General features: G+C 71.4%; 8 protein-coding genes. 3 read left to right on the forward strand and 5 right to left on the reverse strand.

What is annotated here, in order from left to right; genetic code table 11:
* Window positions 1-61: 61 nt before the first annotated feature.
* The gene (locus ACNJ7K_RS25270) at window positions 62-1291 is read left to right on the forward strand and encodes a glycosyltransferase family 4 protein (protein WP_487042398.1); all 1230 of its coding nucleotides are present in this window, start codon (window positions 62-64) and stop codon (window positions 1289-1291) included.
* Here the strand turns inward: ACNJ7K_RS25270 and ACNJ7K_RS25275 are convergent.
* Window positions 1202-3013 (reverse strand): MmpA family trehalose lipid delivery protein, encoded by a 1812-nt coding sequence (locus ACNJ7K_RS25275; RefSeq protein WP_487042399.1) that lies wholly within the window; start codon window positions 3011-3013, stop codon window positions 1202-1204. The genes ACNJ7K_RS25270 and ACNJ7K_RS25275 overlap by 90 nt on opposite strands.
* Before the next feature lie 42 nt (window positions 3014-3055).
* Between ACNJ7K_RS25275 and ACNJ7K_RS25280 the strand changes: the two genes are divergently transcribed.
* Entirely contained in the window at window positions 3056-4357 is a 1302-nt protein-coding gene (locus tag ACNJ7K_RS25280) for a polysaccharide biosynthesis protein (RefSeq protein ID WP_487042400.1), read from the forward strand.
* A gap of 28 nt (window positions 4358-4385) precedes the next feature.
* Here the strand turns inward: ACNJ7K_RS25280 and pgfA are convergent, their stop codons facing one another.
* The gene (gene pgfA, locus ACNJ7K_RS25285) at window positions 4386-5621 is read right to left on the reverse strand and encodes a cell envelope lipid trafficking protein PgfA (RefSeq protein ID WP_487042401.1); all 1236 of its coding nucleotides are present in this window, start codon (window positions 5619-5621) and stop codon (window positions 4386-4388) included.
* A 245-nt stretch (window positions 5622-5866) separates the two neighbouring features.
* Between pgfA and ACNJ7K_RS25290 the strand changes: the two genes are divergently transcribed.
* Window positions 5867-7039 (forward strand): acyltransferase family protein, encoded by a 1173-nt coding sequence (locus tag ACNJ7K_RS25290; protein ID WP_487042402.1) that lies wholly within the window; start codon window positions 5867-5869, stop codon window positions 7037-7039.
* Here the strand turns inward: ACNJ7K_RS25290 and ACNJ7K_RS25295 are convergent.
* The 3 genes from ACNJ7K_RS25295 to ACNJ7K_RS25305 form a co-directional block, all read right to left on the reverse strand.
* On the reverse strand, window positions 6928-11214 hold the full coding sequence (locus ACNJ7K_RS25295) for an alpha-(1->3)-arabinofuranosyltransferase (protein WP_487042403.1): 4287 nt from the start codon (window positions 11212-11214) through the stop codon (window positions 6928-6930). The genes ACNJ7K_RS25290 and ACNJ7K_RS25295 overlap by 112 nt on opposite strands.
* Window positions 11195-11368 (reverse strand): DUF2613 domain-containing protein, encoded by a 174-nt coding sequence (locus ACNJ7K_RS25300; RefSeq protein WP_006552672.1) that lies wholly within the window; start codon window positions 11366-11368, stop codon window positions 11195-11197. Before ACNJ7K_RS25300 ends, ACNJ7K_RS25295 begins: the two co-directional genes overlap by 20 nt.
* 140 nt (window positions 11369-11508) lie before the next feature.
* Window positions 11509-12591, reverse strand: coding sequence for an isochorismate synthase (locus ACNJ7K_RS25305; protein ID WP_268654603.1), 1083 nt, complete (start codon window positions 12589-12591; stop codon window positions 11509-11511).
* Between the last annotated feature and the right edge of the window lie 31 nt (window positions 12592-12622).

Below are 12622 nucleotides of genomic sequence, written 5' to 3' on the forward strand. Positions count from 1 at the left end.
CATCGTCCGAGTCACATCTGCCCGGCCGGGTGGTCGAGTCGACATACAGGGGGGTCACCGCGTGCGGGAGGTTCTGCTGCTCTGCTGGCGCGATACCGGGCATCCGCAGGGCGGTGGCAGCGAGCGGTATCTCGAGCAGGTCGGGGCGCAACTCGCGGCGCGCGGCGTCCGCGTCGTCCTGCGGACCGCCTCCTATCCCGGAGCCGCAAAGCGCGACCGGATCGACGGCATCACCGTCAGCCGCGGCGGGGGACGGCTCACCGTCTACCCGCGCGCGCTCGCCGCGATCCTCGCGGGCAGATTCGGTGTCGGCCCCCTCGCCGGTATCCGCCCCGACGCCGTCATCGACACCCAGAACGGCATCCCGTTCTTCGCCCGGCTCGTCGCCGGCGCGCCCGTCACGGTGCTCGTGCACCACTGCCATCGTGAGCAGTGGCCGGTCGCGGGCAGGCTGATGGCCAAGCTCGGCTGGTGGATCGAGTCGTCGCTGTCGCCGCGCGTACACCGCCGCAACCAGTACCTCACCGTCTCCCTTCCGTCCGCCGACGAGCTGCGCGCTCTCGGCGTCGATCGGGAGCGGATCGCGGTGGTCCGCAACGGTGTCGACGCCGTCCCCGCTGGCGTCGCGGTGGGCGGCGACGACACGCGCACGGCCCACCCGAGCGTGTGCGTGCTCTCGCGGCTGGTGCCGCACAAGCAGATCGAGGACGCCCTCGCCGCGGTCGCGGCTCTGCGCGGCACCGTCCCGGGCCTGCATCTCGACGTCATCGGCGGCGGCTGGTGGGAGCAGAACCTCCGCGATGCGGCCGCCGAACTCGGCATCGGCGACGCCGTCACCTTCCACGGCCACGTCGACGAACAGCGCAAGCACGAATTGCTCTCCCGCGCCTGGGTTCACGTGATGCCCTCGCGCAAGGAGGGGTGGGGTCTCGCGGTGGTCGAGGCCGCCCAGCACGGTGTGCCCACCATCGGTTACCGCAGCTCCAAGGGACTGACCGACTCGATCATCGACGGCGTGACCGGCCTGCTCGTGGACTCACCCGCCGAACTGACCGCTGCCGTCGCCGATCTGCTCGCCGACGCCGACCGTCGTCGTCAGCTCGGCAACAAGGCCCGCATCCGCGCCGGCGAGTTCTCATGGGAGGCCACGGGAGAGGGCGTGCACGAGGTCCTGTCCGTCACGACCTTCGGGCACACCGTCTCAGGACTGTTCCCGCGCGTCGACGAGCCGTCGATGCTCGCCGACCCGCTGCCCGAGCGCGCAGCCAGCGCCGCCGGCCAATACCAGTAGCCACACCACGTGCGCCCCGATCGCCAGGGCGCGATGGGGTGACGGGGTCGAGGTGACCCCCTCCACCCGGTACAGGCTCAGATCGTCGTCGCGATAGGCGGGTTCGAGGGCATCGAGCGTGCTCTTCGCGGTGTCGACGGCTCCGAGCGTGCTCTTCGCGGTGTCGACGGCTCCGAGCGTGCTCTTCGCGGCGCCCAATTCGCCCGGTGTGCCGTGCTCGACGAGCACCCAGCCCACCCCACGGGCGGCGAGCGCACTCGGATCCGCGCCGGACAACAGCAGGGTTTCGACGTCCTCCGCTCGGCGACCCTCCCCGGCGACACTGCCCTCGGCGACGATCAGGGTTCCGGTCTGCAGGACGTCGGCGCGCAGCATGCGCGGGGACGGATCGAGCACCGGCACGGGCCCGGAGAAATCGAAGACCCGGAACATGCCGGCGGGCAGCACCGCCACGTCGCCGCCGTCGGCCGTGACGATCTGCGACACCTTCTCCCAGCCCGCCGGATAGCGCGCGGGTTGCAGTTGCCCGCCCACACCCCACACCAGGTCGGGCAGCGCGACCAGCACGGCGGCGATCGCGGCCGTCGCCCACACCGGTTCGGGCGCCGCGAAGCGCCGGGCGAGGACGGTCGTGCCGGCCGCCGCGGCGAGCGCGTAGGCGGGCATCGCCCACGCGACCCACTTCTGGGTGTCGCGCAGCAGTCCCGCGCCGGGCACGTGCACCATCGCCCATTCGCCGACGGCGAGTCCCGGGCCGGTCGCGGCGAGGGCGATGACGAGCACCGTGAGGACGGCGGGCACCACCACCGCGACGATCACGGGATTCCTGCGTCGCCGCCACAGCGCCGGCACCCCGCACGCCACCACCGCGAGCAGCAGGAGGGTGCCCATCAACGCCCATGCCGTGGTGCGCGAGGTGGGGACGGCTTCGGCGTTCCAGATCCCGCCGAGCCCCGCCACCGAACCGATCGTGCCGAGCAGCGGTTCGGCCCGGGCAGCGAACGCGCGCACACCGGCCGGGTCCGCTTCGGTGCCGCCACCGGCGAGCGCCGTCGCGATCAGCCACGGCAACGACACCGCGACACCCAGCGCGAGTGCGCCGCCCACGCGCGGCAGCACCCGCGTCCGTCCACCGGGGGCGACGAGGACGGCGCAGGCCGTCACGATCGCCAGCAGGGCGCCGGTCGGGGTCAGCCCCGCAGCGGCCAGACAGACCGCCAGCGACGCCCAGCCGCCGCGTCTCCGTCGCCGGATCGCGACGGCCGCACAGATCGTCCACGGCAGCGCGGCGTACCCGGCGAGCAGACTCCAGTGCCCCTGCAGCAGCCGCTCGGCGACATAGGGATTCCAGATCGCGACCGTTGCCGCGACGAGCCGGGCGCCGGTTCCGCTCGTCGGCAGCACCACCGCGACCAGCCGTGCCGCACCCCATCCCGCCGCCCACAACGACGCGACGAGCAGCGCCGTGACCGCGACACCACCGTCTACGACGGTGCTCACCCACGCCAGCAGGGCGTCCTGCGGCACCGCGCGGGCGGCGGCATCGGACAGACCGAGGGCGGAGTCGGTGAGGAACGATCGGGGAGTGCTCACCGCGTCGCGGAAGAGCAGGTAGCCGGGGGAGGCGAGGAACGGACCGAGCACCGCGACCGTCAGGACGAGGGACCAGACCGCCGGGAGAGCCGCCGTCGTGGACATGCGGGACGACTCCGGGCGGGACATGGCGGCAGAATACGGTGTCGTTCCGGATGGGAGGATGGGCGGATGCCGCGAACACCCCGACCCGCGTCGGAGGGCACCGAGACCATTCGTGGTTCGGCGACAGGAACCGCCGTCGCCGGCATGACACTGGTGACGGTCGGCGCGATGACCGCGAACCTCGCGTCCTATCTGTTGCACCTGCCGGCGGGACGCTGGCTCGGTCCCGCCGGATACGGCGAATTCGCGAGCCTGCTCGCCGCGCAGCTCGTCCTCGCCGTGCCGGCACTGGCGTTGCAGACGGTCGTCGCCCGGGAGGCCGTGCACGGCACCGGCGCCGCGGCGCTGCGTCGTCTCGGTTACCGCTGCGCCGTGCTCGCCTTCGTCGTCGCGATGCTCCTCGTGCCCGTCGTGGCCTGGGCGCTCGACACGAGTGTCGGGGGCGCGTTCGGGTCGCTCGTCACCGCGCCGCTGCTCGTCCTCCTCGCCGCCGAACAGGGTCTACTGCAGGGAAGGGGCAGGTTCGCAGCGCTCAGCGCCGTCCTGGCCGCCGCCGGCGTCGCGAAGGTGGTGCCTGCCGTAGCGGTGCTCGCCGTCGGAGGCGGTCCCGGCCCCGCGCTGTTCGCCGGGGCGCTCGGCACGGGTGCGGTCGCGCTGGCCGCGAGCGTGCTCGTGGGCCGCACGTCGGGTGGAAGGACGGAACCGGTCCCGACCGCCGGCGCGGTGCTGCGTGCCTCCCAGGTGCAGCTGGCCCTCATCGCGCTCACGTCGCTCGACCTGCTGCTCGCCCGCATGCTGCTCGACCCCGATTCGGCGGGCCTCTACGCCTTGGGGGCGGTGGCGACGAAGGTCGCCTTCTGGTTGCCGCAGGCGGTCGGTGTGGTGCTCTATCCGCGGATGGCGAATCCCGCGCAGTCGGCGGCCGCGGTGCGGTCGGCGCTCACCGTCCTCGTCGCAATCGGCGCCGTGCTCGTCGCCGGCGCGGCGATCTGCGCACCGATCGTCCCGATGCTGGTCGGCGACGCCTACGGGCCGGTGCAGTCGCTGCTGTGGCTGTTCGCGTTGCAGGGCGCGTGTCTCGCCGTCCTGCAAGGCGCGCTGTTGTCGGCGATCGCCGGGGAACGTACCCATCTCGCGCTCGTCGCGTGGGCGGGACTCGCCCTCGAGGCGGTGCTGATGTTCACGGTGGCGTCGACCCTGCGGCAGTTCATCGCCATCGCCGTCGGTGTGGCCGCCGCGACGGCCGCGGTGGTCGCGGTGCTTTCTCTGCGCGGTGCTGCAGCGACCCGGTCGTCCACGGACGACGCGGCGACCCCGTCCGCCGACGAGTCACCCACGAACGACACCGCCCCCCACCGGGATCGGTGAGGGGCGGCTCGGTTCGTCCACCGGACGATCACTCCTGCGTCGGAGGCTTCCGCAGATCGGTTCGCGGGATCTCTTGCGTCTGATCGGTCGTCCAGTCGCGCTGCTGCGCGTTCGGATCGGTCTGGCGCGGGATGACCTCGGTGCGGTCGTCGGTGTGATCGCGCTGTGCGCCGGCCGAATGCGCCGGGCCGACCGTGGTCGTGGCCGGGCCTGCCGGAGCGGGACCGCCGGTCGCGGTGGCCGGGCGACGGTTGCCGCCGCCGCGGAGGCCGAGCAGGAAACCAACGATCAGCAGGATGACGCCGAGGATGCCGAGGATGATCGGCAGGGTGCGGCCGAACAGGGAGATGGTGTCCTGGCCGTCCTTGGCCTGCTCGATCTGGTACTCGATCGTCTCCTCGTTGAACGGCAGCGTCACGTTCAGAACGGTCACCTCGGGCTTGTCGGCCTCGCGGGCGTAATACTGGTCCTGCTGCTCCTGGCCCTTGACGACGACGCCGGTGACCGGGTCGACCCACAGGTCGCGGGTGTTGTTGTACCAGCGGGTCATCGTGATCGGCTCGTCGCCCTCGCCGACACCCCAGGTGGAGGCGGGCAGGCTGAGCTTGTAGGTCGGGACCTCGCGGTCGGCCTTCGACAGGTCGATCGGGCCGATTTCCTGATGGAAGTGGTAGACCTTCATGCCGTTGATCTCTTCCTCACCGACGAAGTCGATGGGGAAGTTGTCGCGAGCGTTGATGTCGTAGTACGGGTACGACTCCTGCTGGACGTCGAACGGGAACTTGTACTGCAGTCCCTCGCGGTTGTCGATCTCCACCGGCGGCCGGTCGGCATTGACCTGGACCGTGCTCACGCGATCCGGGTAGTCCTCCGCCGAGACGGGCATGGACGTCTTCCGGTCGACCGTGACGCGGTCGACGATGGCGGAGACCAGACCCGTGTCCCCCTGCATGTCGAGTCGTCGCACAGTCTGACCGGACTGAAGCGTCATGATCTCGGCGTCCGAAGGATCCTCGACGGTGACGAAGCGCTGCGCGACGATCGGCACGTCACGATCGACCTGAGCGTTGCCGGCGAGCAGCTGACGGGAGTTGAGGATGTCGCCCGTGCCCTCGGCGACCGTGGTCACCTCGAGATCGAGCGGTGTCGTCCTCAGCTTCCCGAGCGTGTACGTCGGCACAAGAATCGCGATCACCAGGAGGAAGGCCCCCAGGCCCACCAGAATCATTGCCAGTATCCGGCCGGAGCTCGAACGCTCAGCCATGCTTTCTCCTCACTCAACGGTCGTCATCGAGTACCCCCACCGGCAGCAGCAGGGCTGCACGGATCGCCTGGCATCCGGCCCGCGAACACCACGTGAGCTCAGACACTAACAGCCCGGTATGGCAATATGCGCGTCCGCTCACCACTGGGACGGATCCGTAGTCGATCTTCGTCGCTGCCGGGATCGTCCCGTTCCGGGCGATCCTGCTCTGTCCGCCGCCCCGCGACACGGCACACTGGTGCCCGATGACCACCACCACCGACCGGACCCGCAGCGTGAGCGGATTCCTTCCTGCACTCGAAGGGATGCGCGGTTTCGCCGCAGTGGGTGTGTTGATCACCCACGTCGCGTTCCAGACCGGCGCAGTGCACGACCCGCTGATCGGCCGGGTGTGGGCGCGGTTCGACCTCGCCGTCGCCCTGTTCTTCGCCCTGTCCGGTTTCCTACTGTGGCGTCCGCACGCCGCGGCGGCCCGCGGGCTCGGACCGTCCCCTTCGACGACCCGCTACTTCCTCTCCCGTGCGACCCGCATCCTCCCCGCCTACTGGACCGTCGTGATCCTGGTGCTGTGGTTGCTGCCCGGTGCGGGTGGCGGCGCGACGGTGTGGTGGTCGAATCTCGCGCTCGTGCAGGTGTTCGTCCCACTCACCCTCACCGAGGGCCTCACCCAGATGTGGAGTCTGTCGGTGGAGGTGGCCTTCTACCTCGTGCTGCCGCTGCTGGCCCTGGCGGTGAGTGGGCTGCGCGGGCACGCTGCCCGCTACCGCGTCCCACTGCTGCTCTCCGTGAGCGGACTGTCGCTGCTGTGGGCGTGGGTTCCGGTGAGCACCCCCGACCACATCAATCACACCAACTGGCTGCCCGGCTACCTGCCCTGGTTCGCGGCAGGCATGATCCTCGCCGAACTCGTCACCGGACCCGAGACGTGGGTGCACCGGCTCGCGGCGCGGCGCGCGGTGATGGGAGCGATCGCCGTCGGCGCCTTCGCGGCCGCGGCCACCCCGCTGGCCGGACCGGAGACGCTCACCGACCTCGCACCCACCGAATATCTCGCCAAGATCGCCCTGGGCGCGATCATGAGCTTCGCACTGCTCGCCCCGCTGACCCTCGCGCCGCGCCGGCGGCACCGCATCCTGGCGAGCCCGGCCGCGCTGGCCGTCGGACGCTGGTCGTACGGCGTGTTCATCTGGCACCTCGCGGTGCTGTCGATCGTCTTCCCCGTCTTCGGGATCCCGGCCTTCGCGGGGCACTTCTGGTTCGTCCTGACGGTGACGGTCGTGCTGAGCCTGGCCGTCGCGTCCGTCAGCTACGCCCTCGTCGAGGAGCCGGCGCGGGCCGCCTTCCACCGCTGGGACAAGGCCCGGCGCGGCACCGCCGCCAGGCCCACTGCGACCACGCCGACGAGCGCCGCGAACTGAATCAGGAACGAGTGCCCGACATATCCGTCGGGTGATCGCCACGGCCCTGTGGACAGCAGCGCCATCGCGAGCATCGTCGCGCCGCCCGCGGTGCCCACGAGCACGCGCGACGCCAGGTCGGGTCCGCGGCGCACCGCGAGCGCACCGACCCCCACCGCGCCGGCGACCGCGACGGCCGCACCGACCCATCCCGCGAGGAGCGTCGCCGCGACCAGCACACCGGTCAGCGCGAGAGCAGACGAACCCCAGGTGCGCGGCATCGGACCCGGATCGTCGACGCGCCGCCGCGGCCACACGGCCGCCGCGAACAACGGGACGAGCAACAGCAACCCGCCGAAGATCCCGAGCCGGTACCAGCGGTCGGTCGCGAACTCGAGGGTCAGCGTCTGCTCCGGTCCGGCCGGCACGATCCAGCCCTGCTGCCAGCCGTCCACGACGACCGGCGTCGCCACGGCACCGTCCGGGGTGCGGGCGACCCAGCCGACGTTGGTGCTCTCGGGCACCACCACGAGCCGGTCCTCGTCGCCCGCCGGGACCGTCACCTCGCGCAGGTTCTCCGTCCAGCGGCCCTTGTCGAGTTCCGTCGGCTCCGCGACGGGCGCATCGGAACCGGGGACGTCGAGCCGTAGACCCGAGACGACGAAGGCCGCACCGGGATCGACGTCGATGTCGACCCGGCCCGGGTTCGTGCCGACGACGTCGGTGTCGCACAGCGTCGCGGGAACCTCCACGCCCGCCGCGAGATCGGCGACCCGCGCGGTGAGCGACGTGCGGTAGCTGCGCCCGTCGATCTCCACGACGGGTCCGCGCTCGCAGTCGACGGTCACCGTCTCGTCGTAGACGGACCCCTGTGCCCCGATCGGCCCGTCGTCGCCGAGCACCGACACCTCGGCGAGCCCGGGCGGGGTGAGTTTCGAGAAACCCAGCACGGTGCGATCGAGGGTGTCGCGCCAGCGCACCACGGTGAGTTCGATCCGGTCCGTGACGTGCGGGGTCAGGTCGACGGTCGTGTCGTCACCGTCGAGTTCGCGCACCTGCGGTCCGTTGCCGAGATTCACCGCGACCCGCGACGGCGCGACCGGCAGCGCTCCCAGCGCCGCCCTGATGTCCAATCCCGTGACGCGTTGTTCCTCGGGCAGTTCCAGCGTGAGCGACGGCCGCGGCGCACCTGCTTCGAGCGAGCTCTCCTCCGCGGTCCACGACGTCCGCGGATCACCGTCGGTGAGGGCGAACGCCGAGCCCTGCAGGTCGACAACGTCGGCGTCACCGCGCGCGACGACCCGATCCGAGCGGTCCACGAGATCCTCGAGCGCGGGCCCGGGACGCCCGCGCAGGAGCAGTTCCGGACGGACCCAGGTCTCCTCCGGCACGTCCAGGGTGCGGGTGAACACGCCGGGTTCCTCGGCGGAGGTGGCGAGTCCCCGCGCGCAGCGCACGCGGTCGTCGGTGTCGACACAGCTGCCGCGGCCGGGGAATTCCTGTCCGAGCTGCCATCCGCGCACCGCGGCGTCCTCGGCCGGGCCCGGCACCACGATGCGGCGACGGATGTCGATCGGGTGCGGTTCGTTCCGGTCGGTGAAGTCCTCGACGACCACCTCGGTGAGACCGAACTGGTTGCCGACCGTGCCGCGTTCGGTGTGGACCGATGTGATGCGGATCCACGAGGTGGTGCCCAGCGGCAGCGCGACCGTCTGTTCGCGTCCCGGTTCGTCGACGCGCACCGCCGTGCTGCCCCGGTCGGTGGACACCTCGAGCCACTTGACGGGATCGCCGAGGGCTCCGGAACTCGTCGTCAGGTGCAGCAGACCCGCTTCGATCGGCCGGTCGAGGTCGAGCTGCAGCCACTGGCCGATCGCCGATTCGAGACCGTTGCTGTGCCAGCCGGTCGTCGGATCGCCGTCGACCACCGCGGCCGGGCTGCTCGCGACCGACGTGCCGCCGAGCTGGGTGGCATCCGATGCCGCGCTCGACACGCTGATGCGGGCGCCTTCCCATTCGGCGCGGACGAGTTCGGTGTCGGGCACCGGATAGTCGGGGACGGCGTTGTGGGTGCGGCGCGGGTCGTCGGCCGCGCGGATCGTCGACGAATGATGGTCGACCTGCCCGTAGTCCGTCTCGCGGTCCGTCGGGGTGTCGGTGACCGTCAGCTCGTCGACGGGCAGACCCGCGCGGGCCGCGTCGGCGGCGAGGAGTGTGGGACCGACGAAATCGGGCTGCGCGGTGTTGCGGCGCAGCAGCGCTTCGGGGCCGCCCTGCACGACCGGCACGTCGGCGACGTCCACGACGTAGGGACCGACGGGCGCCGCGGCGGGTTCGGCGACGCGGTAGATCTCCACGGCCGGATAGGCAGGTCGCAGGTCGGCGTCGGTGACGAAGTCGTCGGGGTTGTCGAAGACGATGTCGTCACCGAACTCGGCGACCCGCTCGATTCCCGGCGAACCGTCGAGTGCGCGATGCACGAGTGCCGGTCGCGCGGCGGGGGAGGTGTCGGGATCGAGGTCGTTGCGCACCACCAGGAAGCCGATGCCCTGACCGCGCAGGGTCGCGGCGAGACCGTCGGACGGACGGCCGTCGGCGATGTCGCGTTGCACGGCGTCGAGGGCACGGATGGCGCCGGGCGGCACGAGCGGGACGGCGTCGCGCACGGCCCACGGCGTCGACGCGAGTGCTTGCATCGGTTCGTCGCGGGTGAGCCCCCACATCTGGCTGCCGAACGGCGCGCCGGGAACGATGAGGGCGCGTTCGCCGCGCTCGCTCGTGTTGTCCTCGAGCCAGGCCGCCGCGGCGTGCCAGTGCTCGGGGACCTCGTCGTAGGCGCCGCGCGGAGCGAGCCGCCCGGTCCACGCGAGTGAGGTCGCGAGCGTCATCGCGACGAGGATCAGCGTCGTCACCGCGACCGTCGGATTGCGTTCGGGATGCGCGAAGGCGTTCCGGGCGCGCGACCACGGCACCGATCCGGGCAGTGGCACGGCGCGCAACAGGTGCGCGATCCCGAGCACGATCGGCAGTCGTACGAGCGGTTCGAGCTTGTGGACGTTGCGCAGCGGCGCACCGGCGGTGTCGAGGAACAACCGGACCTGCTCGGCGAACGGCGAGTCCAGCTCGCCGACGTAACCGACGCCCATGCCGACGAGACCCACCACGAGGATCAGGGTGAATCGACCGCGCGCAGGCATCGACCGCATCGCGAGGCCGGCGAGACCGGCCGCGGCCAGAGCGCCGGTGACGAGGACGGCGGCCGGTTGCGTGACGAGCACGGCGCCCGCGATGCGTTCGGGGGAGACGAAGGGCGTCCAGCTGCTGGTGCCGCGCAGCACCTCGGCGAGCGACGTCCACTCGGTGGTGACACCGGACGATTCGATGAAGTCGAGGAAGGGCGGGCTGACGCGGCCGAGCAGCAGCAGCGGCACCATCCACCAGGTCACCGCGACGACGCACAGCGGCAGCCACCACAGGGTGAAGCGCCACCAGCGCCGGTTCGGGCGGTGCGCGGCCCACCACAACGCCGCGACGAGACAGGCCGCGGCGGTCGCGACCGCGTTGATCGCGCCCATGAGCGTCACCGCCACGGCGGACTGCGCGGCGAGCCGGCGGGCCGAGCCCGGATTCGGCGTGTTCAGATACCGCACCAGCGGTAGCAGCACCCACGGCGCCAGCATCATCGGATGTGCTTCCGACGAGATGGAACCAAGCGTCGTGAGGACGCGCGGGGACAGCACGAACACCGTCGCCGCGATCAGGCGGGAGCTACGGCTCCCGATGCCGAGGGCTTCGGCGAGGCGGACGAGGCCCCAGAATCCGGCGACGAGCAGCAGCACCCACCACACCCGCTGGGTGATCCACGGGGGAATGTGCAGAAGTTGACCCGCGGCGAAGAACGAGCCGTGCGGGAAGAAGTAGCCGTACGCCTGGTTCTGCACCTGCCCGAGCGGCGCCACACTGCTCCACTGGTGAGCGGCGCGCGTGAGGAATCCGATCGGGTTCTGCGTCAGGTCGTACTTGGTGTCGGCGACGACCAGGCCCGGAACCTGGGCGAAGGACAGGATCACCGCCACCGCGGTGACTGCGTACAGCCACCGGCGGGACAGCGGTTCGGCGGACGGGAGCTCCGTCTCGCCTCGGTACGTGCGTGAACTCGAAGCGTTGCCGGCGCCGTCAGCGGCTGCCGTACTCAACCTGGTTCAGGAGGGACGAATCGGCGTTGCCACTGCGATCGATCTGAGGGCGCGAATTCTCCTGCACAGCGGCCGTCACACCGAAGACCGCCACGGCACCGAGTACGGCACCGACGACCACGCTACCCAGGCCCGGTCCCAGGAACTTCCCCATTCCGTCTCCCCATCTCCAGTGACGCAGGCAGTCATCGCCGGCCGCCACGCTGTCTATCGGTCCGCGCCAAACTATCACCCCGGAAGGCGTCGGCGGACGGTGCGAGCCTCCGAGTCGATCTTCACCGTTGCCGCGGTGCGCTACACACCCAGCACGCCGAGCAGCGTGCGCAGTTTGGCGGTGGTCTCGTCGAGTTCGGCGACGGGATCGGAATCGGCCACGATGCCGCCTCCGGCCCAGGTCACGGCGCGTCGGCCGTCGGAACTGAGCTCCGCGCACCGGATGGCGACGAACCAGTCGCCGTCGCCCTGTTCGTCGCACCAGCCCACCGCGCCGCCGTAGAAGCGCCGGTCGCCCTCGACCCGGGAGATCACGTCCAGCGCGGCCTCGGTGGGGGTGCCCGCCACGGCCGGGGTGGGGTGCAGGACGTGGGCGAGGGTGAGCGCGTCGGTGCCGGCGTCGCGGAGGGTGCCGGTGATCGGCGTGGCGAGATGCCAGACATCGGGTGTCGCGGTGAGTTCGGGCTTGTCGGGGATGTCGAGGTCGCTGCACAGCGGGGCCAATCGGGTGCGGATCCAGTCGACGACGTAACCGTGCTCGGTGAGATTCTTGTCCGAGGTCAGCAGGTCTTCACCGGCGCGGCGGTCCTCGTCCGGATCGGCCCGGCGTGCGGCGGTCCCGGCGAGGGGACGGCACGTGACGGTGTCGCCGCGCCGGCTCACGAGCAGTTCGGGGGTCGCCCCGACCAGCGTGTGACCCCAATAGCGTTCGCCCGCCGCGCTCAGGTCCAGCGCGTACGTCGCCGCGTCGGGATGGCGTTCGATCATGCGGGCCGCGAGAGCGAGCGGGTCGAGCGGTTCGTCGGCCTCGAGCGTGACCCGCCGGGCGGCGACGACCTTCTCCATCTCCCCGAGGGACATCTGCTCCACGAGCCGGCGCACCCGCTCGACGTGCACGCGGGGCAGCGGCAGTTCGGCGGAGATCCGCACCGGCGGCAGGTCCGACAGGTCGGGAGGGGCCTGCCACGGGCCGTCGACGATCTCGACGTCGTCGGGCTGCGCGAGGGCCACCGGACGGTGCCGCGAGAACGGCAGTGCACCGACGACGATCGTCGCCTTACCGCTGCGGAGTGCCTGCGTGGCGGAGTGGACGTCGTCGAAGAACCGGCGGGTGCCGGTGGCGTGCACCGAGCGTTCGGCGCGCGAGAGCAGGAATCCGTCCATGGTGGATCGACAATATCCCTGCCCGCACCCG

It is taken from the genome of Rhodococcus shunpengi, assembly GCF_048381395.1.
GTDB lineage: Bacteria > Actinomycetota > Actinomycetes > Mycobacteriales > Mycobacteriaceae > Rhodococcus.